Origin of the sequence: Maribacter sp. ACAM166, from assembly GCF_005771495.1 — a bacterium.
Lineage (GTDB): Bacteria > Bacteroidota > Bacteroidia > Flavobacteriales > Flavobacteriaceae > Maribacter.
In genome coordinates, this window is the sequence record NZ_VAUW01000039.1 from 1 (window position 1) to 26,904 (window position 26,904).

A 26,904-nucleotide genomic window follows, 5' to 3' on the forward strand; every position below is an offset into this window, starting at 1 on the left:
ACTGAAAAAAGAATAAAGGAAGTAGAAAGATTATTAAATTACAGACCTATTAGAAAGTTTAATTATAATAACCCAATTGAAGTCCTAAAAAATAAGTGTGTTGCACTTATGGGTTGAACTCAGCCATCTCTTAAAACGTTAAATCAAAATCAATGGATAATTCCAGGTGCTCGATTCTCCATCCCTTCCATTTCCTGTAAAGAATCTCCCAACCTTATACGCATTTCATTTGCCAGCTTCTCAATTTTAGCGATAATTTTAGGATATGCTGCAGCTATATTTTTTGTCTCACTGCTATCCGATTCTAAATCATAGAGTTCAATTTCATTCAAATCGACCATTTTGTAATTCCCCGGCAGGCCATCCTTGCCAGGTTCTTGGCCATCCATAGTTCTGTAGGTATGTGGAAAATACAACTTCCACTTCCCATAACGCACCCCAAATAATTCATTGACTCTGTAATAGAAGAAATACGCTTCTTGAGGACTTTCAGTAGTTTTACCACTCAGTAAACTCCAAGCGCTTTTACCATCTATTATCTTCTCAGGAAGTTTAGAATTGGTAACCTCCGCAAGGGTAGGATAAATATCTATTGCCATAACTGGAGCATCTATAGTCACTCCACCCGCTATCTTTTTCGGATACTTAATTAAAAAGGGCTCCCGTTGACCACCTTCCCAAGCAGTGCCTTTTCCTTCCCTAAACGGAAACGCACTACCTGAATGATTTCCATATGCCAACCAAGGACCATTATCTGAGGTAAAAATGACTATCGTATTGTCTGTAAGTCCGTTATCCTCTAGAGCTTTAATAATCTCACCTACAGACCAATCTAACTCCGTTATCACATCACCATAGAGTCCTCTATTAGATTTACCTTTAAACTTATCTGAAACAAAAAGTGGAACATGAGGCTGTGGATGCGGAACATATAGAAAAAAAGGAGACTCCTTATTTCGTTCAATGAAATCAACACTGCGCTCTGTAATCATTGTTGTCAAGTTCGTTTGATCCGTAAGCGTATCAATAACCATTTCATTATCATACAAGGGCAAAGGGTCAAAATTAAAAATAGGACCCTGCTGTGGATGCAAAGGCCACATATCATTAGAATAAGGTATTCCAAAATACTCATCAAAACCATGGTTATTCGGCATAAACTCTTTCTGATCACCTAAATGCCACTTACCGAATATCGCAGTAGCATATCCTTTACTCCTTAGCATCTCGGCCAAAGTGGTTTCTTCGGTATTCAATCCTTTTTTACTATTGGGCATCAAAGCATTGTGAATTCCTATTCGATTTGGGTAACAGCCTGTTAGTATACCAGCTCTTGAAGCAGAACACACCGCCTGTGCAGCATAGAAATTGGTCAGTTTTGCCCCATCTTTTGCCATCTGATCCAGATTGGGGGTTGAAATATCGTTGGCACCAAACACCCCTACATCATTATACCCTTGATCATCTGTAAAAATCAATACTACATTTGGTAAAGAGTCTGGTGTGTTTTTATTCTTTTGACAACTCGCATTTTTCCAAACAAAAAAACATAATAGTGCTATAAACTTAATTTTCAATCCCATTTCATACTCTTTTGTCAAATATGTCCATAAATAATCGATAATATACGAATTCAGAACCATAAATTTTCATAGTTTCAACGACTAAGTCAATCCAATGCTCTTGAAATTATTGAATATCCAAATTAGAATTTTGACCTTTATAGGGACTGCGCTCATTTTCTGCCTTTTAGCAAGTTGTATGGGTAATGGGAACAGTTCTAACCCAGTCGATAAAGTTATTCGTTCAATGTCGGATACACTACCCAAGCTAACGCTTCCCGAAGATGCAGATTCAAAAGATGAAAACTGGGCAGGAATTGACCTTGAACCAAAATCTCCCGTACTACCACTTTATCCACAGCAACAGGCTAAAAAGTTTTTATTACCTGAAGGATATCACATTGAACCCATATTAACTGAACCACAAATAGAGCAACCTGGTGCTATTTCATTTGATGGCAACGGTAGCATGTATGTATTAGAACTAAGAACATACATGCTATCTGCAGATTCAGATGGCACATTAGATCCAAAGAGCAGAATTTCTAGGTGGGAAGACAAAGACAATGATGGCATCTATGAAACAGGAACCGTTTTTGTGGATAGCTTAATTTTTCCGCGTTTTGTATTACCATATGGTAAAGATTGCATTTTATCTATGGAATCTGATACTGATAATGTATACAAATACACTGATACCAATGGAGATGGAAAAGCTGACAAAAAAGAGTTCTTCACCAATAAATATGGTCGATCTGGCAATGTGGAGCATCAACAGGCATTCATGTATTATGGTATGGATAATTGGCTGTACAGTACCGTAAATGCATTTAGGGTTCGAGAAACACTAAATGGGGTTATACGAGAAAAAACAGGATTTAATAGAGCTCAATGGGGAGTAACTCATGATGATAACGGCAAATTATGGTTTCAGGGAGGTGCAAGCGGTATACCATCTCATTTTCAATTTCCCATTCATTACGGCAACTACCCCATAGAAAATGAACTTGCCGAAGGGTTTGAAATTCCGTATGGTGCTGCCATAAAAATTGCCGATTTACAAGAAGGCATGAGTAGGGTACGCCAGCCAGATGGCTCTACAAATCGTGTAACAGGGTCTGCAGGTAACGATATTTATCGGGGTGACAGACTACCGTCGGATCTATATGGACAATATTTTTATGGTGAACCTGTTGCTCGAATCGTAAGACAAATTAATCCGGTAGTTTCTGAAGGATTAACCACATTACATAATGCCTATCAACAGAAACAATCAGAATTTCTTCGCTCAACGGATCCCTTATTCAGACCTGTAGATATGACCACCGCTCCAGACGGCACATTATATATTACCGACATGTATCACGGTATTATTCAAGAAGGACAATGGGCACAAAAAGGAACCTATCTGAGAACCAAAATTGAACAATACCAATTGGATAAAGTTATAGGCCTAGGTCGAATATGGCGTATTACCCATGACAGTAAGGAGCGCAATAAAACCAAACCAACAATGTTGGATGAAGACCCTGTTGAATTGATTAAATATTTAGAACACCCCAATGGATGGTGGCGAGATAAGGCACAACAACTAATTGTTCTTTCGCGTGATCAAAGTACGGCATCAGCGCTCCGTAATATGGTGATGACTACTAAAAATCAGTTAGCTAGAACACATGCCATATGGTGCTTGGAGGGGCTTGGAGTCTTACAAGCCGATATGCTGGAAACACTTTTTAAAGACCCTAATCCGAAAATAAGAATACAAGCAATCCGCGCCAGTGAGACGTTGTATAAAACTGGAACTACACGTTTTGCAACATCCTATTTAAAGCTCTTAGAAGACAAAAATGTGGATGTTGCCCTTCAAGCCATATTAACCAACAAACTTCTAGAGGTTCCTGGGTTTAAAAAAGTACTTTCCAAAATTGTAAAAACCAATCACGCTAAAGGAATACAAGTTGTAGGTTCACAAATTCTAACTCCCGTAAAACAAGAAAATCGCTGGAATCGAAATGAAGTTCTTTTGAGCGAGGTTCAACAAGAAAGTCTGGAAAAAGGCAGAATTATATTCAATGAACTTTGCGTGCAATGCCACGGAAATAATGGAACCGGAACACCACTAGGAAATGGAACGGTAATGGCCCCACCTTTATCTGGATCAGTACGTGTTCAAGACCATCCCGAGTATATCATAAAAACTATTCTCCATGGTTTGGAAGGACCGTTGGATGGCAAAACTTATCCCGCTGGTATTATGGTAGGAAATAAAGAACAATCGGATGATTGGGTAGCTTCAATTGTCTCCTATATCAGAAACAACCTATCTAATGAAGCTTCAATGGTAACAAGTGAATATGTTGCCGAAGTACGAAAGAAAACTGCGAACAAAGAAGGGACGTACCGATATCCCGAATTAATTCATTCTGTCCCGACTTCCTTACCGCTGCAACAAAGTTGGACAATTACAGCAAGCCATACAGCACCAAATCGAATTGGAGGAACGGCATCACCAAATAGTGCATTCAATTTTGAAGGATGGACTACCGGCGATAACCAGAAGAAAGGAATGTGGTTTCAAATTGAATTCCCAAACCCTTTAGCGCTTACAGGCTTACAATTAAATTCTCCACCCATTTCACGAGGTTGGAGAGAGGGCTCACCTGCTCCATTACAGACCTATGCGAGATCTTATGAAATTTCGGTTTCGAAAGATGGAGAAAATTGGAACATTCTGAATAAAGGTGAAGGAAAAGACCAAAATTTTAAATTGGATTTCGAACCCGTTTCAATTAAGTTTTTAAAACTCACATTAACAAGTTCGGTTGAAGCGGAAAACGATATTCCCTGGCGTATAAAGCAATTAAAGTTATATGCACTGAACACACTATAAGAACGTTCTAAATAAACAAATTTCAACTATTTTTATAGCAACAATAGGTAAACGCATGAAAACAAATACATCCATTCACCAAAGGAGGTCTTTTCTAAAAAAATCAACGGCACTACTTGCAGGAACGACACTCTTGGGTCCTTCGCTTTTTGGCGCACCTAGTTTTCTAAAGTATACTTCTAATTCTAAGATTAATGGAGTTCAGATAGGTGTGATTACCTACTCTTTTAGAAGTATGCCCGACCAAAGCGCAGAAGCTACATTACAGTATATTTTAGATTCTGGAATAAATGCAGTGGAGCTCATGGGAGACCCAGCTGAACAGTACGCAGGGAAACCAAAAAACCCTATCGATAGAAACACTTTTTATAGCCTAATGAGGCGTAATAGGAATAATGACCTCAACGAGGAAGAGCAAAAGGAATTTATAGACATACAGGCAAAAGTAGACCAATATAATAAAGTTGTGGCAGATTGGCGTGCGAGCGTATCGATGGAGAAGTTTAAAGCTCTTCGTAAAATGTATAATGAAGCAGGCGTACGTATCTATGCATTTAAACCTAATGCTTTCAGTAAAAACAATACCGACTCAGAAATCAATTGGGGCATGAAAGCCGCAAAAGCATTAGGCGCCAGTCACGTAACCTTGGAACACCCTAGTGATGATGGGCATACTTTAAAATTGAGCCAAATTGCAGCGAAGTATGATATTTTTGTAGCCTATCACGGTCACGAACAACAAACTCCAACATTTTGGGATACGGCATTAGAACAATCTGATCATAATGCAATAAACTTAGATTTAGGTCATTTTGTAGCGGCAGGTAATGAGGCTCCATTAAACATCGTCAAAGAAAAGCATAGCCACATTATGAGTATGCATTTAAAGGATAGACGAACTCCTGAACATCATAAAGGAAATGTTCTCTGGGGTACCGGGGATACACCTATTGTTGAAGTGTTACAATTAATGCGTGATGAAAAATATACTTTTCCAGCGACGATTGAATTGGAATATGATATTCCAGAAGGTTCTGATGCCGTACAAGAGGTTAAAAAATGCCTAACCTATGCAAAACAAGCGTTAGAAAGTTAATTAAGCACAACTTCATCAATAAAAATCCAACTTTTACCACCCGGATTGGTATGCCAATTTGGATTCCTTAATGGGCTTTGAATTTCCAACTTTACATATTTCGTGTTCGTAGGTGTCAATTCCATTTCAAAAAACGTGAGTTTTACCTCTGCATTAGGGCTTTCTTCTTTCATGTTTTTTCGTCCGATTTCCTTAAAATTGATACCATCATTAGAAACTGAAACTATAAATGCCGTTGGATAGAAAATCCAACTGGCAGGTGCGGACAATGCTCCTATTGAAACTTTAGAAATAGTATTTGATTGCTTAAGTTCTACAACAGCTTTTAAGTGTTTCCCTTCAAAACCTAACCAATTACCATCTACAAAATTAATAGACCCCCTTTTTTGATCCATTAACGTTTTCCCTTTTTGACCGGCATACTTTTCATTTGGTGTAGATAGCAAAGCAATATCGGAGTATGCTATATTATTTTTAATAAATATACTTTCTGCCACTGCACTGAGCTCCCAATCCTTTTTAACGGCAATCGCTTTAATAGTAGCTGTATTATTCAACACCACTTCTGTATTATATTTCATAGAAGATGTACTGGGTAGAGAACCATCCTGAGTATAATATATATCTGAATTATCAAAAAGATTCTCCATCTTAACCACCAAACTATCACTAAAAAAAATGGACTCACTCAATATAGTAGGTGGGTCAAGAACGGTTGCCTTAAACAAATCTGCGTCTAATTGCTGAATTGTAAGGCGGGGTAGTTCTTGTTGTAATTGGGCTATTCCTTCAGCGGAAACATCAGTTCTCCATAAGTAAATATTCTGAAGTTTTTTATTGCCTTTTAATTGTTGTGTTAATTTATCGGTAACCCTAGTCCCATAAAGATTAAGAGATTCTAATAGTTCAAATTCTGCAAGATCCTCACCAATAGCATCCGTAACCTTCGTGTGCTGTAATTTAAGTTTTAATATATTTTCAAAAGGTTGAATGTAGGACATTAACTCATCATTGAAATTGGTAAAACCAAGGTCTAATTCAACAATATTATCCGCATACTCCTCTAATGCCTTTAGCTCATCTTTTCTAATTGAATCCATTCCGGCCATAGAAACAGCCAATAATTGATTTTCTTCGGAAAGCGTATATATTGAAATACCTGCGCTTCTGATTCCCTGAATCCAATCTTTAGAAACCATTGTTGCTTTTTTAGCCACTTCTGCTATAGCAGAAGTGTCCTTTTCCAACGATGTAAGTACGGCAACCATTTTTTCTTCTGCAGATAGCTCTTTCACCTTACAATCGAAACAATGTTCATTTTTAATCCACCAATGCAATAAGGTTTTTTCATTATCTGTTAATTGGATTTTTCCTTTAGGAGGCATATGGTCATCGTTTTCTAAAGGCAAATGAACCCGTTGTAGAAATAATGGTTCATTACTCCCTTTTAACGTATCTACCAAACTACCAGTATCCCCTCCTAGTATCATTTGATTTGGTGTACTCATTACTAATCCGCCTTTTGCTTTTTTAGGATTATGACAACTCATACATTTATCATCCAATATAGGTTGTATGATATGGGCAAAAACTTTAGCTTCCTGCACATTAGTAATCACTATTTCATCCCGCTCTTCCATGAATAAATAGTCTTCGCCATGTGTCATGTTTCCTCCAAAATGCCCGGTAAGTCCAATTAAAGTCAGCACTATACCAAATAAGGGCACATACAATCTACGAACCCAGTTCTTTTTGTTTCGCTTCACAATATAAAGTAGAATCGTCGATACAGTGAACCCCACTGCCATCCACCTGTGGGTAAAAAGTAAGTCCTCATCATATCCTGTTTCTGTACCTAAAAGCCATCCTGTGCCTAAAGATAATAATGCAGTAATGCCAGCAACCAAAAGCGTAAACTCAACAACAGCACTAAATGAGCTCTGCTGTTTCAATTTCCCGTACACCTCAAGTACAAAAGCAAACACAATAATACCAATAGGTAAATGAACGAAAAGCGGATGAAGGTGACCTAGTTGTATGCCTAATTGAACCATTCTTATTGAATTATGATTTCGTCCATAAAAAACCAAGGCCTAGTGCCTTTTCCTTGATGCCATTCTGGTATTTCGTTCAATGGATAAATAACGACTTCTAGTTGACCATACACTCCCATGGCAACCGGCACACTAAAAAAGGAATCGTTTCGGGCGTTAGAAGCAGTACTCTTTGGATAAGAGGATGCCCCTATTAGTTTTCCTTTATAAAATATTTTAATCTCGGCAGGCGCAAAAATCCAACTAGACTGGCTTGTTAATAAACTAACCACGATTGTTGAAACCTGTATAGCATCATTCAATGTAATAAGGGCTGTAATGGAGTCGGTCTGAAAACCCATCCATTGCGAGTCCGAACTAAATTGCTTTCCTCCTTTTATCAAATCCCCCAAACCTAAAGGTCCTAACCCTGGGTATCTTTCGTTTGGACTAGGAGTAATTACTATATTTTTTATAGGTTTTTTCTTTGAAATTTTGAGCACCTCCAATTGAACAGGATCACTTTCCAAATAGTGCGGATGAAATACCTTAGCCGTAATCAAGGAACTTTCAGTAAGTACCAAAGGTGCTGTGTATTCCTTCGAACTTTCATTGACCACACTTCCATTCAATGCATATCTAATTATGGCATCAGGAAAATTAAAATCAAACTCAATCGTTGTTTTGGCATCAAAAAACACAGAAGATGCCTTTAATTGCGACGTTGACATTTGAAAAGTTTGGGTTGACGCCTTTTGCGCAATACAAGAATGAAAAACAAGCAATAAAACTCCCAAAATATAGCGATAACGCATAACTATACTCTATTTAGTTTAATGGGATAAGTCTTTCCAGAATTCCACTGTGCAACATATAAATTCTCGTCATCATCAACACAAACATCATGAGGATGTGTGAATATCTTCAACGCTTGGTACATAGGCTTAAGACTATCATTCTCATATAAAGGCACACAACCACCAGGAGCGGAAATAAGCTTATTATCACCATTTAAAATAGAAATGAATCCTGTTCCATCTGACCCGTCGCCAGACCAAATGGTAGCCAAATAAACATTTTCTCCTTTAATTACAGGTCTACAAATAAAAGCCCCTGGTAAATCAATACTCTCGATGAATTTACCATCCATCGTAAACCGTTTCAATTTATTCTGTTTTCTGGCTGTAATTAAAAGCTCTGGCTTTTTGCCATTTCTAGTATCTATACAAATACCATGGGCATTTTGAAAAAGGTGATTTTCATCGCCTTTTCCTCCAAAGGTATTCAAGAGCTCTCCCATTGCATTATAATGCATGATATATTGTAAGCCGTAGCCATCGGCTACAAATACATCTCCGTTTGCCGCAATAGTTGTTTCGGTAGGAACATACTGTTCTTTAGCATCATATTTTCCACTTTCTTTTGGAAATTCAAAGACCTGTACAACCTTACCGTCGATGGTCGTTTTTATAACCTCATGGCGGTTATTGTCAGATATATATAGGAAATCCTCACCATTCTCTACATTTAAAGTTAAACCATGAGCACCAGGGTAATCGGTGCCCCAGGTTTCCAATAATTGACCAGAACAATCGTAAACGATGATATTATTCTTGGTATGATTGGTCAATAGCAATATGCGACCTTTAGAATCCTGTACCATTTCATGGCAATCATTGACTGGGTAGTAATTCGGATTAAGCGCTCCCCAATTTAAATCTATTTTATACTGGTGACTTCCATGCCCAATGGTGGTATCTTTATATCTTATTAAGCTTGCTCCCATAGCGGAAAAAGTTAACATACCAGCTGAGGCAACAGCAGAATTTTTTATAAACGTTCTTCTTTCCATTAGGTCAAAATATCTTTAATAACAGTTCCTTCTACATCGGTAAGTCTAAAACGTCTTCCTTGGTATTTATAGGTGAATTTTTCATGGTCGATTCCCAACTGATGAAGCATAGTAGCCTGAAAATCGTGTACATGAACAGGGTTTTTAACAATATTATACCCAAACTCGTCTGTTTCACCATAAACCATTCCTTGTTTTATACCACCACCAGCCATCCACATTGTAAAACATCTAGGATGATGGTCCCTACCATAGGTAGTATCCGTTAGTAATCCTTGTGAATAGTTGGTCCTTCCAAATTCTCCACCCCATACCACCAATGTATCTTCCAGTAAACCGCGTTGTTTGAGATCGGCAATCAAAGCTGCTGAGGCTTGGTCAACATCTTTTGCTTGTTTCTGAATAGCACCAGGTAGATTATCATGCTGGTCCCAGCCCATATGGTACAGTTGGATAAAGCGAACATCTTTCTCCGCCAATCTTCTAGCTAATAAACAGTTCGCTGCATACGTGCCAGGAATTTTAGCATCCGAGCCATACATCTTGTAGATATAATCTGGCTCCTTTGTTGTGTCCATTACATCTGGCACCGAGGTCTGCATGCGGTAAGCCATTTCATATTGAGAAATTCTACTTTGTATTTCTGGGTCACCCGTTTCTTGAAAATGTTGGTCATTTAGTTCTTCCAACTGATCCAACATGGCCCTTTTTACTTGTGCAGTAGTGCCTTTTGGATCGTTCAAATATAGTACTGGATCTTTTGCTGCTCTAAACTGAACACCTTGATGTAAAGAATGTAGAAAACCATTACCCCATAGACGCGTATATAATGGTTGGCCATTGGGTCTTCCGGTTCCCCTTGATAATAATACTGTAAATGCAGGAAGGTTCTCGTTCTCACTACCTAACCCATAACTTAACCAAGAACCTATGCTAGGCCTGCCCGGTTGTTGTGATCCTGTTTGAAAAAAAGTAACTGCGGGATCATGGTTAATAGCCTCAGTATACATGGATTTGATAATACAAATATCATCAACCATTTTGGCTGTATGTGGCAATAAATCGCTAATCCAAGTTCCATTTTTACCATGCTTTTGGAAACCAAAATTAGAACCTACTAACGGAAATCTATCTTGGCCCGACGTCATACCTGTTAAACGCTGTCCGTCCCTTATGGATTCTGGCAAATCCTCTCCCCTTCGTTGATTCAATAGCGGTTTATAATCGAACAATTCCAGTTGGGAAGGTCCTCCACTTTGAAACAGATAGATGACTCTTTTTACTTTTGCAGGATGGTGTAAGGAGTCTAAAACACCCTTTACGCCTCCAGCTCCACTATCGGCCGTGAATAAACCATTTGATCCTTTTTTGTATAAATTATTTCCTATTAACGATGCTAAACCTATTCCGCCGATTCCCATAGCGGCTTTTCCTAAAAAAGATCGTCTATTCAAGATAAGAGCACGTTCTTCCAGTATTTTCTTTTCGCTCATAATTAGCCTCTATTAATTGTTTCATCCAGGTTTAGAATCGTGTGTGCTGTCAAAGCCATTGCAACAAGCGCATCGGTGTTTAATTCTGATGGAACCGCACTTCTTCCTATACTTAAATACTCACTAACATTAATCTCACCGTTTTCTGCCTTTTTCAGCATTTGGGAATAATAGCCAACTAACGATTGTATTTCCACCTCGTTGGGCAATCGAGAAGTAGCTTTATAAAATAACATTCTAATCTGCTCGCTTTCAGCACCTGGATTTGCAATCATCTCCCCTACTGCAGCAACCCTTGCCGCTTCAACCATTTGTGGGTCATTTAGGAGCACCAACGCCTGCAAGGGTGTGTTTGTCTCTTGCCGTTTTACGGAACAATAATCCCTAGAACTACTATCAAATATCATCATACTTGGAGGTGGCACAGTACGTTTCCAAAAGGTATACAAACTTTTTCTATATACATCATCTCCTTCACTTAGCGTGTAAGAAGCCGTACTTCCACCTCCACCACCCGTAGTTTCCTCCCAAATACCCTCAGGTTGATATGGTTTTACGCTAGGACCTCCAACATCCCTACTCAATAATCCACTAAAAACCAACGCTTGATCCCGAATGGCTTCTGCCGATAATCGCAAGCGAGATGCTCGTGCTAAAAATTTATTCTCCGGGTCTTGTTCTAGTTTTTCTTTGGTTGACTTGGTGTCTTGTTGATACGTAGCTGACATAGCTATATACTTTAATATTTTTCTCGTATCCCAACCTTCTGTACGATATTTAATAGCCAAAAAATCCAATAATTCCGGATGTGTAGGTAGAGCTCCTTGGTTACCAAAATCAAATGATGTCGCTACAATTCCATTGCCGAACATTCGTTGCCACAGTCTGTTTACCGCTACTCTTGCCGTTAATGGATGTTCATCCTCAAAAAGCCATTTAGCTAATCCCAATCTATTTTTAGGGTACTCATTAAAAGGAAGTATAGATTCAGGAGTATCTGGAAATACCTCAGTGGTATGTTGATTATAGACTCCTCTATCCAAAACAAATGAAGATCTTGGCTTTTCCATTTCTTTCATCACCATGACCGGAATTTCTTTCATTTGGCTTTTCTGCAAATTGATAAATCCAAGAACGTCATCAACCTCTTTAGAAGTAATCGTAATATAAGGTGTAGGCAATTCAGCCGCATTTGCAAGCAAGCCTTGTTCTGGAATGGTGTTGAAAAAACTGTAGAATTGGAAATGTTCCTTTTGACTAATAGGATCATACTTATGGTCGTGACATCGTGCACACTCCAAGGTAAGCCCGAGAAAAGCGGTTCCCAACGTGGTGGTCCTATCTTCTACATATTCCACCCTATATTCCTCTGGTATAACACCACCTTCTGCCGTTATCTTATGATTTCTATTAAATCCTGTAGCCAAAATTTGCTCCAAATTGGCATTTGGCAATAAATCTCCTGCTAATTGATATGTGACAAATTGGTCATAAGGCATATTCTCCTTAAATGCATGAATAACCCAATCTCTCCAAGGCCACATCGTACGTTCAAAATCGTCTTGATAACCATGGGTGTCCGCATATCTGGCAATGTCCATCCATTCAGCAGCCATATTCTCAGCGTAGTCCACAGATTCTAATAACGAATCTATAATTGTCTCATATGTATGGTCAGTAGGATTTTCAATGAAAGATTTAATCTGTTTCATTGTGGGCGGTAATCCCGTAAGGTCAAATGTGATTCTACGGAGTAACTTTTCATTACTTGCCCTTTCATTTGATTTCAAGTTATTTTGCTTCAATATTTTTAAAACAAAGGCATCTATTTCATTATTTCCCCAATCGTTATCAGTTTCAGGCACTTCAGGTTGCGTTGGTGGCACAAATGCCCAATGTGTTTTATACACGGCACCTTGTTCTATCCATTTCTTTAAAATTGCTTTCTCATAGTCTTCCAAAACCAAATTAGATTCTGGAGGGGGCATCAATACATTTGAATCATCTGAATAAATTCGTTTTACTAATTCACTTTTTGAAACATCGCCTGGTACGATAGCAAAGTGATCTTTAAGTTCTCCCAATACTTTATAGGCCTCTTCTGGAGAATGCAAAGAAAAGTTACCTTCTACTGCATTTTTATCTGGACCATGGCATTTAAAACAACGGTCGGATAAAATTGGTTTAACATGAAAAGTAAAATCAATTTTTTCAGGTACTTGTTTTTGACTTGCACCTTCCGAAATGGCAATTGTTTTATCAGTATTGGGAGTACAACTAATCAAAACAATGCAAGAGAAAATTACCGATGCAATCTTAACTATTCGATTCAAGAACTTAGCAGCCATGGTATTCAGTTTGTAACTCACCCTTGAACTTACCAACTTTAAAGCATAATCAATGTTAAATTTCGACCAATAACAATGCTTAATAGCTAAATACTTATGAAATACCCTGAATTAATGATGAAAATTTTATCATTTTCACAACATATATCCTGAAAATCGACAATTCTTTAAATGAAGTATAAAATTCTTTATTTTTAGGAAAGATACAACGCTACCAAACCTTCTGGAGTGCTTACATGTATGGTCTTATTCTCACGATCCACCTTAGTAATGATATCATCATTTAATGGAATAAGCAATTGCTTGTCTTCTTTTAGAACCTCGAACAAGGCTTGTGCGGTACTATCATTTATACTTTGCACAATTCCAATATTACCATGATCTTTATCTAGCATGGTGAAACCAATAACCTCGTGATAGTAAAATTTATCGCCCGTTAGTTTTGGTAATTGAGTAAGTGGCAAATAAAGTCCAGATTTCATAATGCGGTCTGCATCAGATTCTGATTTCACTTCTTCAAAATCTATACGAAGAAGATTCGATTTATGAAGGCGACATTTTTTAATAAAAAATGGAACCAGATTGTTTCCTAAAGAAACGAATACTGATTCCATATTTTCGTAAATCTCAGGGTCATCGGTATCTAGTTTTACAAGTACCTCTCCTTTGAAACTATATTTTGAAACGACATTACCCAGGTAGAAACAATCTTCCTTTCTCATCGTTTCTTATATATTATGCTTTATCTTCTTCCTTAGCCGGAGCTTCAGGAGTTACCTCTGCAGCCTCAACAACTTGTTCTGGCTCACCGGCAGCTTCTACAGCTTCTACTTCTTGTTCAGCACTCTCTCCTTCTGGTGTTTCTGGAAGTAGTGCAGCAGCTGCTTCAGCAGCACGCTTATCGTTTACTTCTTTCTCAGCTTTCAAGGCAGCGGCTCTAGCATCTGCTTTTACTTTATCTATACCACCAACTTTATCGGCAATTGCCTGTTCTTTTTCAGAAACCCAAATATTGAATTTTTCTACAGCTTGCTCTTCAGTCAATGCACCTTTACGTACACCACCTAATAAATGATGCTTTAAAAGCACTCCTTTATAAGAAAGAATAGCTTTAGCAGTATCGGTTGGTTGAGCTCCGTTTTGCAACCATTTTACAGCACTATCAAAATTAAGTTCAATAGTTGCAGGGTTTGTATTAGGATTATAGATTCCTAATTTTTCCAGAAATTTACCATCTCTTTTAGCTCTTGCATCTGCAGCAACTACCCAATAGAATGGTTTTCCTTTTTTACCGTGTCTTTGTAATCTAATTTTTACTGGCATATCACATTAATTTGTAGGGTGCCCGACCCTTGATTATTAATTCTATTTTGCTTTACCTGAAAGCGGGTGCAAATATAGCTAATTGTGATTAAAACCCAATTAAGATTTATTGATATTTCTACCATTGACTATTTAATGCCTTAATAGTACACCCAAAAAATCGTTAAACCCATGCTTAATCCCCGTAAATACTTACGCTTGCGTTAGATCCTTACATCTTAAATAATGTGAATATTAATAGATATATTCAATTAATAAGAGCTGATATGAAGTGTTCAGGGAGAATTTAGAACATATTAAACGATTTACTGACGAGAACTTATGACGCCCAAAATGGCTATAAATTAGTATAAGAAAAAATTGAGGATTAGAACATCAAAATATTTTTATCCGATAAGCTTCATCAACGCCATAGATTTTACCATGAGTTGAAAGCCGAAATTCAAAACTTCGGCGAACTACCTAAAAAAGTGGAAGCTTAAAAGGTGAAACACATAGAGCTTGAATGAATAACCTCAACCACTCCACCCTATTAATGAATAATACCGAACGTATTGTTAAAGAAGTGGATTCGAGAGAAAAGACAAGCATAATAGCGTACAATCAACTACTACATGATACAAATATCGAGCTTGATCCATCCACAAAAAAATATAGTGAAAAAGCATTATACCGAAATTAAAGACGCGTTAAACAATGCTAAGATTACTGAAGAAGCAGTATCCTAAAAACAATTCGCCTTTGCTATCGAAAAGCCTAACAATTCTTAATTTGGCTTTTTTCGTTGATAACTGTTCACAAAACAGTTGTATTACCCTGTAGGTTTTCAGTAATTTTATACTCTTTTAGTTAAAGAATTGTTTTTACTGAACACAAAGCACTTTAATCAATACAGTTTTGCCTATGTACCTCATCTTTGATACAGAAACCACCGGTCTTCCTAAAAATTGGAACGCTCCCTATACTGATTCTGATAACTGGCCACGTTGCATACAGATTGCTTGGCAGTTACATGATGACATGGGTAATTTGATAGAACATCAAGATTATTTAGTGAAGCCAAATGGATTTACCATTCCTTTTGATGCGGAACAAATTCACGGTATCTCGACTGAGTTAGCAGAACAAAAAGGTGTTCCATTATTAGAGGTTTTGGAGAAGTTTAATATTGCAATGTCCAAAACCAAATTTATTGTTGGGCAAAATGTGAAGTTTGACCTCAACATTATGGGTGCAGAATTTCATCGGTTGAATGTTGAAAATCAATTACAGGATCTTCCTGTTTTAGACACCTGTACAGAACACACCGCAAAATTATGTCAAATTCCAGGCGGCCGTGGAGGAAAATTCAAACTGCCGACCCTTACAGAACTACATCAGTATTTATTCGGCGAACCTTTTGGGGAAGCACATAATGCAACGGCAGATGTTGAGGCAACCACCCGTTGTTTTTTAGAATTAGTCAGAAAACAACAATACACCACCGAACAATTAGATGTTCAACCTGATTATTTCCAAAATTTCTCGGAAGCTAATCCGAAGGAAATTGAACTCATTGCCCTTAAACACATCAACTTAAAAAAAGCATCTAAAAAAATCTCAGATGCATTATGGGCAAAAGATACTGGTGGCGTTTCTCAAGAGGAGATAAAAGAAAATATAAAGACCTTAGAAGATGCAACCTTTGCCCATCTTCATAACCATTCACAATTTTCGGTATTACAATCTACCATTGCAGTAAAAGATTTGGTAAAAGCAGCTGGAGATGCTGAAATGCCAGCAGTAGCCATTACCGACCACGCTAATATGATGGGTGCGTTTCATTTTGTAAAAGAGATTGGCGCGTATAATAAATCAGTTCAAGCCAAAAATGCAGAAGCTGTTGAAAAAGGCGAGGAACCCACCGAAAAAGAGCTAAAACCAATTATTGGATGTGAATTTTTTGTCTGCGAAGACCACACCAATAAAAGCGTTAAAGACAACGGATACCAAATTGTATTGTTGGCCAAGAACAAAAAAGGATACCACAATTTGGCTAAAATGTCCTCCATTGCTTATACCAATGGCTTTTACTACCTACCACGTATCGATAAAAAAGTTATTCAACAATACAAGGAGGATATCATTGTATTGACTGGAAACCTATATGGTGAAGTACCTGGCAAAGTACTGAACGTTGGTGAACATCAGGCTGAGGAAGCCCTACTATGGTGGAAACATGAATTTGGAGATGACCTGTACATGGAACTAATGCGCCATGGTCAGGAAGATGAAGAAAGAGTGAATAAGGTGTTACTAGAGTTTGCCAAAAAGCATGAAGTAAAACTCGTAGCCTCCAACAACACGTATTATTGCGCTAAAGAAGATGCCAATGCACATGATGTTCTACTCTGTGTAAAAGACGGTGAAAAACAAGCTACACCCATTGGACGGGGACGAGGGTATCGTTACGGGCTACCCAACCAAGAGTATTATTTTAAGTCTCAAAATGAGATGAAAGAGCTCTTTAAAGACCTGCCGGATGCTATTTTGAACATCTCGGAAGTCCTTGATAAAATTGAGCCGTATGAATTAGCGCGTGATGTACTCTTACCTGTTTTTGATATACCTGAAGAATATAAAGACCCTGAAGATGCGGTAGATAAAGGAAACCGTGGTGAAAACGCTTACCTACGGCACATTACCTATCTAGGTGCAGAAAAACGATATCCCGAAATTACCACTGAAATACGGGAACGTATCGATTTTGAATTAGATACCATTAAGAATTCAGGATATCCTGGTTACTTTTTGATTACTGAAGATTTCATCCGTGAAGCACGAAATATGGATGTTTCTGTAGGTCCGGGTCGTGGTTCGGCAGCGGGATCCGTTGTTGCCTATTGTTTGACTATTACGAACATAGACCCCTTAAAATACGACTTGCTTTTTGAACGTTTCCTGAATCCGGATCGTGTATCCATGCCCGATATTGATATTGATTTCGATGACGAAGGTCGAAGCCGCGTTATGGACTATGTCATCAAAAAATATGGCGCCAACCAAGTAGCTCAGATTATTACATATGGCACCATGGCTGCCAAGTCTTCTATAAGGGATACGGCCCGTGTGTTAGATTTACCCTTAGGTGATTCTGATAGAATCGCAAAGCTTATTCCTACCATGTCTAAATTGAGTAAGATTTTTGGACAAAGCGAGGCCGAATTAAAAAAGAAATTTAGGGCAGATGATTTAGAAAAAATACATCAACTTTTAAATATTCATGACGGTGATGACCTTGAAGGTCAAACCCTTAAAATGGCAAGAACTCTAGAAGGTTCTGTGCGTAATACCGGTATTCATGCATGCGGAGTTATTATTACACCAAGTGACATTACCGATTTCGTTCCTGTTGCGACGGCCAAAGATTCCGATCTATATGTAACCCAGTTCGATAATTCGGTTGTTGAAAGTGCCGGATTGCTGAAGATGGATTTCTTGGGATTAAAAACCTTGACCTTGATCAAGGATACGGTGAAAATTGTAAAGGCTAAACATGATATCGATTTAGTACCTGATGATTTTCCATTGGATGATGAAAAGACCTATGCCCTCTTTCAACGCGGAGAAACGGTAGGTGTTTTCCAATATGAATCACCTGGTATGCAAAAACACATGAAGGATTTAAAACCTTCTGTTTTTGATGACCTTATTGCCATGAACGCCTTGTATCGACCTGGCCCAATGGAATACATTCCTAGTTTCATTGCCCGTAAAAATGGAAGTGAAGAAATTGCTTATGACCTTCCAGACATGGAGGAATATCTTAAGGAAACGTATGGCATAACCGTATACCAAGAGCAAGTGATGCTTCTATCGCAAAAATTGGCAGGCTTCTCTAAGGGTGATGCTGATGTATTGCGTAAAGCGATGGGTAAAAAGATATTTGCCTTACTTCAAAAATTGAAACCTCAGTTTTTAGATGGTGGTGAGAAAAAAGGACATCCGAGGGAAGTATTAGAAAAAATTTGGAAAGATTGGGAAGCCTTTGCAGCCTATGCCTTTAACAAAAGTCACTCTACCTGTTATGCATATATCGCATACCAAACCGCCTATTTAAAAGCCCACTACCCTGCCGAATATATGGCAGCCGTATTGAGTAACAATATGAACGATATTAAGCAGGTTACATTCTTTATGGAAGAATGTAAACGTATGGGCTTAGACGTTCTTGGTCCAGATGTGAATGAATCATACTACAAATTTGCAGTAAACAAACAAGGGGCCGTTCGTTTTGGTATGGGAGCAGTAAAAGGCGTCGGGCGTTCAGCGGTAGAGACCATCGTTAAAAATCGCGAAGAAGAGGGTACTTTTAAGTCCGTGTTTGATTTATCTAAACGTATTGACCTGCGCGCAGCAAATAAAAAAGCATTTGAAAATCTGGCTGTAGCCGGTGGTTTTGATTCCTTTGGAGTAACGCATCGAGCGCAATATTTTCACGATGATGGTGATGGAATCACCTTCTTGGAAAAAGTAATTAAATACGGTTCGAAATTTCAGGAAAACGAAAATTCTTCACAAGTAAGTCTATTTGGTGATGCAAGCGAAGTTCAGATTCCAGAACCTATGGTGCCGCCTTGTGAGGAATGGGGCACTATGGAGAAATTGCGAAGGGAAAAAGAAGTGGTGGGAATCTATATTTCAGGCCACCCGTTAGATGATTTCAAAACAGAAATTAAGTCCTTCTGTAACGCCAATGTTTCCTGCGCCGGTGATTTACCGAGTTATGTAAACCGAGAACTCACCTTTGCCGGTGTAATTACAGATGTACAGCATAGAATATCTAAAAACGGAAAAGGCTGGGCAGCATTCACCATGGAGGATTATACGGACTCTTTTGAGTTCAGAATCTTCGGTGAAGAATACTTAAAATTCCGTCATTTCTTAATGATTAATTCCTTCGCTTATGTCAAACTATTCGTTCGCGAGGGATGGACGAATAAAGATACGGGCAAAAAAGGTGATCCAAGAATGCAGTTCAACAGTTTTATGATGCTGCAAGAAGTTATGGAAAGCTATGCTAGAAAATTGACTATTAAATTGAATATTGCTGAATTGCACGAAAAAAAAGTACTTCAATTAAAAGATACGCTAACGACTCATAAAGGTGACCATCCTATTAATTTCATTGTTTATGAAATGGAGGAGAAAATAAAAATCAACCTAATAAGCAGGAGGCAAAAAGTACAAATTTCTACCGAACTGTTACATCGTTTGGATGAAAGCGGAGTACACTATAAGCTCAATTAAAATTCTTATTATGGATAGTAATCTGAACCTAACCTCCTATTTAAATAGTGGTATTATATCTTAATAGAGTTTATTCAACTTAGACCTTTTGAGATTAGATTTTGATACTAAACTATCAGAAACAACTGGATTACGTAATAAATTAGCTTGATACCCTAATAGGTAAAACGAATTGTTAGGCAGTAAGGAAACAGTAAAATAATTGACTAAATTTGTATAATCAATAAAAGTAAATAATCATGGCAATAGAAATAACAGATGCTACTTTTGACGAGGTAGTTTTAAAAAGCGATAAACCAGTAGTAGTAGATTTTTGGGCAGCATGGTGCGGTCCATGCAGAATGGTTGGTCCTATTATTGACGAAGTTAGTACTGAGTACGAAGGTAAAGCTGTTGTAGGCAAGGTTGATGTTGATGCAAATCAAGAATTCGCTGCAAAATATGGTGTACGTAACATCCCAACTGTTTTGGTTTTTAAAGGTGGTGAGATTATAAGCAGACAAGTAGGTGTTTCACCTAAAAAAGTTTATACCGACGCTATAGATGCACTGTTATAGCCATCGTACCTATTATAAATAAAAAGAGCTGGCAAGATGTCAGCTCTTTTTATTTGGTTTAATTTTAAATTGACACTTCTGGCCTAGTTGAACTGTCTTCACTATCTTTAATCTTGTGAATTTACAATCAGAATTAAATAAATCACCTTTATTTTCCAATTTAGAACTATTGGCCAATCAGGTCGTAGAGGGGTTTATTAGTGGAATCCATAGAAGTCCATTTCATGGTTTTTCTGCAGAATTTGCCGAACATAAAATTTACAACAACGGAGAAAGCACCAAACATATCGATTGGAAACTATTTGCAAAGACCGATAAGTTGTACACTAAAAGATATGAGGAGGAAACCAACCTTCGATGTCATATGATTTTAGATAATTCAGCTTCCATGTATTATCCCAAAGTAGATACCCCACAAATAGGCTCCTTAAATAAAATTGGGTTTAGCGTGTTGGCGATTGCTGCCCTAATGAACGTATTGAAAAGACAACGCGATGCAGTAGGTTTAAGCGTGTATTCAGATAGTTATAATTATTACGCTCCTGAAAAAGGAAGTGAACGCCATTTTCAAATGTTGTTGGCCCAGTTGAGTCAAATAGGCATGGCAACTAATGCGTCAAAAGAAACAAAAACCTATAAGTATCTACATCTGATTGCAGAAAACATAAAAAGAAGAAGCCTTATATTTTTGTTTACAGATATGTTTCAAACAGAAAAGAATGATGATGAATTGTTCGAGGCCTTACGTCATTTGAAATATAATAAGCATGATGTTGTGCTTTTTCACCCGATGGACAAGCAGCACGAACTATTTTTTGATTTTGAGAATACTCCCAAACGTTTTGTTGATGTTGAAACAGGTGAACATTTAGACCTATATGCAGACAATATTAAGGAGGCTTACCACGAGCGAATAAGTTCGTATATAGCTGATATTAAGATGAAATGTGCCCAATATAAAATTAAATATGTAGACCTAGATATCAAAAGTGATTTCTCTACAGTGCTTAACACTTTCTTAGTAGAGCGAAATAAATTTCTTTAGACTGAAAAAATTAAAGAAAAATGTTTGTGCAATACAATAAACAACATATATTTGCACTCGCTAAACGCCACGGTCTGGTAGTTCAGTTGGTTAGAATACCTGCCTGTCACGCAGGGGGTCGCGGGTTCGAGTCCCGTCCAGACCGCTTGGAGGAATCCAAATTAACACAAAAAGCCTGTAAATCAATGATTTACAGGCTTTTTCATTTTATATAATGTCAAAAGTCACCATCTAATACCTTATAAAAGGGGCGGAAATCGGTGCGTCTTTTTACCCTTCAAAAACCCGCACCTAAATCGCTGTAATTGACTGTTAAAGAAAACTTTACAGAGAAATTTTAACATTTTTTTTCGTACCTTCTGGTGCGGATTTAAAACCCGCACCTATGTATGGCAAAATGAGTATTCTGTTTTACCCTAAGAAATCAGAAACAAATACTGACGGAATGGTTATGCTTTACACGCGCATAACTATTAATGGCAAGCGAGGTGAGTTTAGTCTTGGTCGCCGTGTGGATGAACAACGATGGGATTCACGTGGTGCGAAGCTCCGAGGTTCTTCAATGGAGGTATCCAACTTCAATCGGTTCTTAGATAACGTTAAAAGCCGTCTATTTGAAATATATGATGACCTGTTAAAGGACAAACTTGATATTTCCGCTGCCATAATCAAGAATATGTATTTAGGGAAGGCGGGCAAGGAATATATGGTTCTTGAAATTTTTCAGGAGCATAATGATGAAATCGAAAGTTTACTGGGAAAAGGGTTTACGAAAGGAACCTTACAGCGCTATAAGGCTGCGTATAATCATGTATCCGACTATATTGGGCACAAGTATCAGCGTAAGGACGTTCCCGTTCGTAGCATCGACCATAAATTCATAACAGGGTTAGAGTACTATTTGAGATCAAAAAAGAATTGTGAACATAATACAGCAATAAAATATGTGGTCAATTTTAAAAAAATTATCCGAATCGCCTATGCCAATGAATGGATAGCACGGGATCCTTTCTTTCATTGGAAAGCATCATGGAAAACGAAAGAGAAACAGTATTTGACTCAAATAGAACTTGATGCGTTACGGAACAAAAAATCATTCTTGCCACGGTTAGAACTAGTACGGGATATTTTTCTTTTTTGCTGCTATACCGGTCTGGCCTATTCTGATGTAAAGCAATTACAGTTTGAGAATATCGTCATAGGCATCAATGGCGACCGATGGATTAAAATGGCACGGAAAAAAACCAAGGCAATGAGTAGTATTCCACTCTTATCAACAGCTGAAAATATTATCGAAAAGTACAGTCAGCACCCCTATGTTGTAGATGGAAAAGGAGTTTTGCCAGTCTTGACAAATCAAAAATCAAATGCCTATCTAAAAGAGATTGCGGATGTTTGCGGAATACGTAAAAATCTAACTACACATTTGGCCAGGCATACTTTCGCTACCACAGTGACGTTATCGAAAGGTGTATCAATAGCTACGGTAAGTAAAATGTTGGGACATCGGTCTCTAAAAACAACTCAGATTTATGCTAAGGTACTTGATAGCAAAATTGCCGATGAAATGAATATGTTGAAAGAGAAATTGGCGCAGGAAGAGAAAGATTTGGTAGCTCCGGAAAATGACAGTTCAAAGAAACGCAACTAGATTTGTAGAATTTTATTCGTTCCAATTATTTTTTATTTTCATTTATTTATGTGTTCAGTGACACTGAACGGCGCGATTTATTGAACACCTTAAAATGTAATCGGACTGTTCGTGACTTTTCAGCACAAATTACTTTTACTTGGTTGCCATCCTTTATTTGAACTTTATTTCAGGTGTATTGGAAAATCCATCGTACCGCCTAAAATTCTGACAATAAAAATTCCTTTGCTTTCGAGATAATAAAATACTACATGTGATTTGTACCTATAACGCAGCAACATTTTATTTTTCACGGCAACATATCTCCTGCCCAACTCAGGGTTATTTGCTAGTTCTTCTAAAGTTCCCTTGAGGCCCTTCGCATATTTCAAAGATTGACTTTCTCCGAATTCATTTATGGTGTATTTGGCAATGGATTTAATATCGCTCTTTGCCTTAACACTTATTACATAACTATTGTCTGGCATTGTGCTCACTTATGGCTTCTTCCCAAATACTATCTATTGTGGCATCGGATGGACCGCTTTCCATTCCTTCGATAAGCGCCTCGTTCAAATCTACAACGTGCTTTCTTCGCTCTTGGTCTTTACGAATAATATCTCTAACATATTCGCTGTCATTCGTGTAAAAACCCTGTTCGATTAAGCTTTTCACGTAAGCCTCCTGTTGTTCCGTAAATGTGATAGATTTTCTAATTACTGCCATAATGAACCAATATTAATAATATTGATGCAAAATAAAAATATTTGGTAAATAATGCAAACATTGAAGTGTCCTTTATTTGAATTTTAGTAATTCTTCTACTTTTTCAGAATTAACAAATTGTCCCAGAAGTATTGTTTTTAAGTAGATTAGCGATTTAAAACAGTATGCATTTAATAACCTGACCGTTCAGCACATTCCCTTACATTTCGCCGAAAAGGCTCCATTACACGAAACGAGGTTCAATACAATAGGTCTTGACCACAATCCTCAATTTTTACCTTCCAGTTATTCATTCTGCTATACTATAAAGAAAAACTTGTCCTGAGCGAAGTCGAAGGGTTCCATTCACAAGTAGAACTTCAGGATTACGTTCGCCAAAAACCTACACCAGCTTTTTACTTTTTTGCACAAAGGTTTAAAATTTAGAAGGAAACGGACTGCATAATCAATCACAGGCTCATTTTTATAAGTCCTTCATCCATCAAAATTTTAGGTATGGTTATAGAAAAGATAACAGCGAGGGCTCTATGGGAAGTAATTGGAACATCTCAACACCAATTTAAAAATCAGCTTTTATAAAAATAGCAAATGTGGGAGAGCGTCTTTCTGCTTTTTTAAAAGAAAAGAAAAACGCTCGGGATATAATAAGTAATCGGACAACTGTCATTATGGCAACCAATTGACACCAAGTAAAACCATTTAATATGGCTTCTTTTTTGCGCTGTTCATCTGTGAACGGAATCATAAATCTTTAGAAATTCTTTTGGACAAATCTATCGATATGAGTTCCAACATAGATTGACAAGTACGAAAATCCCGGAATGAAATGAAGGGATGGAGTAGCAAGAGGGTAACAGGCTAACGCCTGTTACGGTTTTTATATTTTTCTCCCTCCTCAATAAACATAGGGCTTTTGAAGGGTTTTTTATTTTCGGGATTAGGAGGGAAGGCTTTGTTTTTCAGAAAAATAGTGCTTAGGCCAATAAAAACGATACAAAATTTCAGAAAAAATGGATAAAGGATATGAAAAAGAGTCATTTGAGAAGCTGGGAATAAAGACTTCCGTGGCGCTACGATTTAGGGAATTCTCAAAGAAAATGTCAAAATCCCAATCAATGACGTTACTATTGATGCTCGATTTCTTTGAGGATTATGGAATATCCCCTGCGGAAGCAATGGGGCCACGTATGGAAACGCTGGAAACTAGAATATCGATGCTTATCAAAAAGCGTATGAACGGAATGATCGCCATTATGAAGGATATCGAAAAAACGCAGACCAAGCCAACCGCCGCTATGCTGCATGCTCTATTTGAACAAGCGGAACCCCCCAAAAAGAAACTTATCCTGGAGAAAAAGGAAGTACAGTTCCAAGAGCGTAAATTATTAAAATAAAGAGGAGCAATGGAAAAGGTAAACTATATATCGCATCTCAATGAAGCTTTTGAGCGCTTCAACAATGACATCAGGATCAAACAAGGCCATATTACCTTGTACTTGGCATTCTTCCAGAAATGGAACCGAGAATTCTTTAAAAAGACGCTTACCGTGAATAGGGAACTCATTATGGAAAGGGCCAAGATCAGATCGAAAACGACCTATCACAATTATCTAAGGGATTTGAACGATTGGGGATATTTACACTACTTTCCTTCTTTTCACCCAGCAAGAGGTTCAAGAATCAAGATGCCCAAATTCGGGACAACTAATGGGACACCTACAGTCCAAAAATTGACTAGCTCAGTCCCAGAACCTAGCCAAAATTTGATACCTTCTTTAAAACATAAAACAAAAGAAAACTTAAATAAACGGCCAAGGCCTTTTAATGAATTAGAAGTTTTACTTTTTTTTAAAGAAAACAAATGGTCTGCTGATGAAGGAAAAAAATTCTATGCGTACTACCAATCAAAAAATTGGACGCTGAGCCGAGGACTAAAAATCAAAGATTGGCAAATGACAGCCTATACTTTTGTCTTACAAGGTTATGAAGTAAAATAGGAAACGACCAGGCCAATTTCTGGCTATCTATCTAATTTTGAGAAAGAACTATGATGAGCCACTTTGATATGGTTTACATTTTTTAGTTCGTACCTCGCACTCCGACCTCCACCAATAGGGCTGAAAATATTCTTTTGAACCAAGTCCTGTAAATCTCTCGTGGCAGTTGCTTTTGATGTACTAGCTATGGAAACATATTTTCGAACGTTCATTCCTCCCTCAAAACCTTGGTGACCTTCCTCCAACATTCTGCGTACCACTTTTTGTTGCCTTTCATTAATTATATTCTTATTGTTCTCAAAGAACTTGGTTTTCTTTAAAGTAAACTCGATTTCTTGCTCAACATCGATTTGAGCATCCAAGACCGTTTTTACAAAATAATTTATCCAATCTGTGATTTCGTTTGAACGTTGAGCAGATTTTAATGCATCATAATAATTGTTCTTATTGCTCTATGGACTTTGATAAACTGAACAAAACAGGACGACCAATGCATTGGGAAAGTGCTTTTTCTGCTATGGCCCTACCTATTCTGCCATTACCGTCTTCAAAGGGGTGTATGGTTTCAAAATATAAATGAGTGATAGCTGACCTTACGATAGGTTTTTTGATAGCATTTTGGGATTCATTGAACCATGTTATAAATCCACTCATTTCCGAAGCAATTGTATTCGAAGGCGGGGCTTCAAAATGAACGGTTTCTCTTCCGATTGCCCCAGAAACTATCTGCATAGGTTCTGGACTTGCAACAAAAAAGTGGACAATTAGATAAGAGTTATGCTGCTACATTTTGATTATACATTTCTAGTTCAAATTCTTTAATAGGTTTATACCTCCCGAAAACGGGTATCCATCCGGTAACCTTCCTTTGTTCGAGAAAATGGTAATTGGCGCCATTGGAATAACCTGCGTCCGCCAGGAGATTCGTCATTATGAGCTCGTTTTTCCTTAAACGGTTCTGGACCTGCAAGCTGATATCGGTCAGGTACTGGCTGTCCCTGCCATCGGCAAAGTCAGCTTGGATATGAGAGATGACCCCTTCTGCGGTATCTACCGCCAT

Annotated in this window: 22 protein-coding genes and 1 tRNA gene; 10 read left to right on the top strand and 13 right to left on the bottom strand. The window is 37.8% G+C overall.

Translation table 11 applies throughout. The annotated features are described in order from the left end of the window. Positions 1-149 precede the first annotated feature (149 nt). On the bottom strand, positions 150-1,583 hold the full coding sequence (locus tag ES765_RS18045) for a sulfatase (protein ID WP_138115749.1): 1,434 nt from the start codon (positions 1,581-1,583) through the stop codon (positions 150-152). Between the two features lie 226 nt (positions 1,584-1,809). Here ES765_RS18045 and ES765_RS18050 point away from each other — a divergent pair, with 226 nt between their 5' ends. Together ES765_RS18050 and ES765_RS18055 are read left to right on the top strand one after the other, a co-directional pair. Beyond that, positions 1,810-4,455 carry a discoidin domain-containing protein gene (locus tag ES765_RS18050; protein WP_249356571.1) on the top strand — a complete coding sequence of 882 codons (2,646 nt, stop codon included), beginning with the start codon at positions 1,810-1,812 and terminating at the stop codon, positions 4,453-4,455. A gap of 55 nt (positions 4,456-4,510) precedes the next feature. Continuing rightward, positions 4,511-5,551: a sugar phosphate isomerase/epimerase family protein gene (locus tag ES765_RS18055; RefSeq protein ID WP_138115751.1), complete on the top strand. Its 1,041-nt coding sequence runs from the start codon at positions 4,511-4,513 to the stop codon at positions 5,549-5,551. Here ES765_RS18055 and ES765_RS18060 read toward each other — a convergent pair. The 7 genes from ES765_RS18060 to ES765_RS18090 form a co-directional block, all read right to left on the bottom strand. Continuing rightward, the gene (locus ES765_RS18060; RefSeq protein WP_138115752.1) at positions 5,548-7,605 is read right to left on the bottom strand and encodes an FN3 associated domain-containing protein; all 2,058 of its coding nucleotides are present in this window, start codon (positions 7,603-7,605) and stop codon (positions 5,548-5,550) included. The genes ES765_RS18055 and ES765_RS18060 overlap by 4 nt on opposite strands. A 2-nt stretch (positions 7,606-7,607) precedes the next feature. Then, positions 7,608-8,315, bottom strand: coding sequence for a chitobiase/beta-hexosaminidase C-terminal domain-containing protein (locus tag ES765_RS18065; protein WP_171017360.1), 708 nt, complete (start codon positions 8,313-8,315; stop codon positions 7,608-7,610). Positions 8,316-8,401: 86 nt separating this feature from the next. Beyond that, positions 8,402-9,436 carry a 6-bladed beta-propeller gene (locus ES765_RS18070; protein WP_138115754.1) on the bottom strand — a complete coding sequence of 345 codons (1,035 nt, stop codon included), beginning with the start codon at positions 9,434-9,436 and terminating at the stop codon, positions 8,402-8,404. Beyond that, entirely contained in the window at positions 9,436-10,929 is a 1,494-nt protein-coding gene (locus tag ES765_RS18075) for a DUF1501 domain-containing protein (RefSeq protein WP_138115755.1), read from the bottom strand. Before ES765_RS18075 ends, ES765_RS18070 begins: the two co-directional genes overlap by 1 nt. Before the next feature lie 2 nt (positions 10,930-10,931). Then, positions 10,932-13,277, bottom strand: a complete 2,346-nt coding sequence (locus ES765_RS18080; protein ID WP_138115756.1) for a PSD1 and planctomycete cytochrome C domain-containing protein — start codon at positions 13,275-13,277, stop codon at positions 10,932-10,934. A 194-nt stretch (positions 13,278-13,471) separates the two neighbouring features. After that, positions 13,472-13,999 (bottom strand): ribosome maturation factor RimM, encoded by a 528-nt coding sequence (rimM, locus tag ES765_RS18085; protein WP_138115757.1) that lies wholly within the window; start codon positions 13,997-13,999, stop codon positions 13,472-13,474. Between the two features lie 13 nt (positions 14,000-14,012). After that, positions 14,013-14,600 (bottom strand): 30S ribosomal protein S16, encoded by a 588-nt coding sequence (locus tag ES765_RS18090; protein ID WP_138115758.1) that lies wholly within the window; start codon positions 14,598-14,600, stop codon positions 14,013-14,015. A 505-nt stretch (positions 14,601-15,105) separates the two neighbouring features. On the opposite strand from ES765_RS18090, the gene ES765_RS21875 reads away from it, so the two are divergent. The 6 genes from ES765_RS21875 to ES765_RS18115 all read left to right on the top strand — a co-directional run bounded on the left by ES765_RS21875 (position 15,106) and on the right by ES765_RS18115 (position 23,142). Then, a complete protein-coding gene (locus tag ES765_RS21875) occupies positions 15,106-15,282 on the top strand; it encodes a hypothetical protein (protein WP_171017361.1) in 177 nt (58 codons plus the stop codon). A gap of 221 nt (positions 15,283-15,503) precedes the next feature. After that, entirely contained in the window at positions 15,504-19,889 is a 4,386-nt protein-coding gene (dnaE, locus tag ES765_RS18095; protein WP_138115759.1) for a DNA polymerase III subunit alpha, read from the top strand. Positions 19,890-20,128: 239 nt separating this feature from the next. Further along, positions 20,129-20,446, top strand: coding sequence for a thioredoxin (gene trxA / locus ES765_RS18100; protein WP_138115760.1), 318 nt, complete (start codon positions 20,129-20,131; stop codon positions 20,444-20,446). Between the two features lie 115 nt (positions 20,447-20,561). Next, positions 20,562-21,491 carry a DUF58 domain-containing protein gene (locus tag ES765_RS18105; protein ID WP_138115761.1) on the top strand — a complete coding sequence of 310 codons (930 nt, stop codon included), beginning with the start codon at positions 20,562-20,564 and terminating at the stop codon, positions 21,489-21,491. A 71-nt stretch (positions 21,492-21,562) separates the two neighbouring features. Further along, positions 21,563-21,636: transfer RNA gene (locus ES765_RS18110), tRNA-Asp, on the top strand. A 240-nt stretch (positions 21,637-21,876) separates the two neighbouring features. Beyond that, positions 21,877-23,142 carry a site-specific integrase gene (locus ES765_RS18115; RefSeq protein WP_138115762.1) on the top strand — a complete coding sequence of 422 codons (1,266 nt, stop codon included), beginning with the start codon at positions 21,877-21,879 and terminating at the stop codon, positions 23,140-23,142. Positions 23,143-23,306: 164 nt separating this feature from the next. Here the strand turns inward: ES765_RS18115 and ES765_RS18120 are convergent, their stop codons facing one another. Both ES765_RS18120 and ES765_RS18125 read right to left on the bottom strand, forming a co-directional pair. Then, positions 23,307-23,609: a type II toxin-antitoxin system RelE/ParE family toxin gene (locus ES765_RS18120; RefSeq protein ID WP_138115763.1), complete on the bottom strand. Its 303-nt coding sequence runs from the start codon at positions 23,607-23,609 to the stop codon at positions 23,307-23,309. Next, positions 23,596-23,847: a type II toxin-antitoxin system ParD family antitoxin gene (locus tag ES765_RS18125; RefSeq protein ID WP_138115764.1), complete on the bottom strand. Its 252-nt coding sequence runs from the start codon at positions 23,845-23,847 to the stop codon at positions 23,596-23,598. The genes ES765_RS18120 and ES765_RS18125 overlap by 14 nt, the downstream gene beginning before the upstream one ends. Before the next feature lie 1,010 nt (positions 23,848-24,857). On the opposite strand from ES765_RS18125, the gene ES765_RS18130 reads away from it, so the two are divergent. Beyond that, complete coding sequence (locus ES765_RS18130; RefSeq protein ID WP_138115765.1) at positions 24,858-25,241, top strand: BfmA/BtgA family mobilization protein; 384 nt, start codon at positions 24,858-24,860, stop codon at positions 25,239-25,241. 9 nt (positions 25,242-25,250) lie between these two features. Continuing rightward, the gene (locus ES765_RS18135) at positions 25,251-25,844 is read left to right on the top strand and encodes a hypothetical protein (protein WP_138115766.1); all 594 of its coding nucleotides are present in this window, start codon (positions 25,251-25,253) and stop codon (positions 25,842-25,844) included. 23 nt (positions 25,845-25,867) lie between these two features. On the opposite strand, the gene ES765_RS22090 is transcribed toward ES765_RS18135, so the two are convergent. The 3 genes from ES765_RS22090 to ES765_RS18145 all read right to left on the bottom strand — a co-directional run bounded on the left by ES765_RS22090 (position 25,868) and on the right by ES765_RS18145 (position 26,904). Next, on the bottom strand, positions 25,868-26,206 hold the full coding sequence (locus tag ES765_RS22090) for a hypothetical protein (protein WP_212744260.1): 339 nt from the start codon (positions 26,204-26,206) through the stop codon (positions 25,868-25,870). 82 nt (positions 26,207-26,288) lie between these two features. Beyond that, positions 26,289-26,576 (bottom strand): Fic family protein, encoded by a 288-nt coding sequence (locus ES765_RS22095; protein WP_212744261.1) that lies wholly within the window; start codon positions 26,574-26,576, stop codon positions 26,289-26,291. A gap of 43 nt (positions 26,577-26,619) precedes the next feature. Next, on the bottom strand, positions 26,620-26,904 hold the full coding sequence (locus tag ES765_RS18145; protein ID WP_138115767.1) for a transposase: 285 nt from the start codon (positions 26,902-26,904) through the stop codon (positions 26,620-26,622).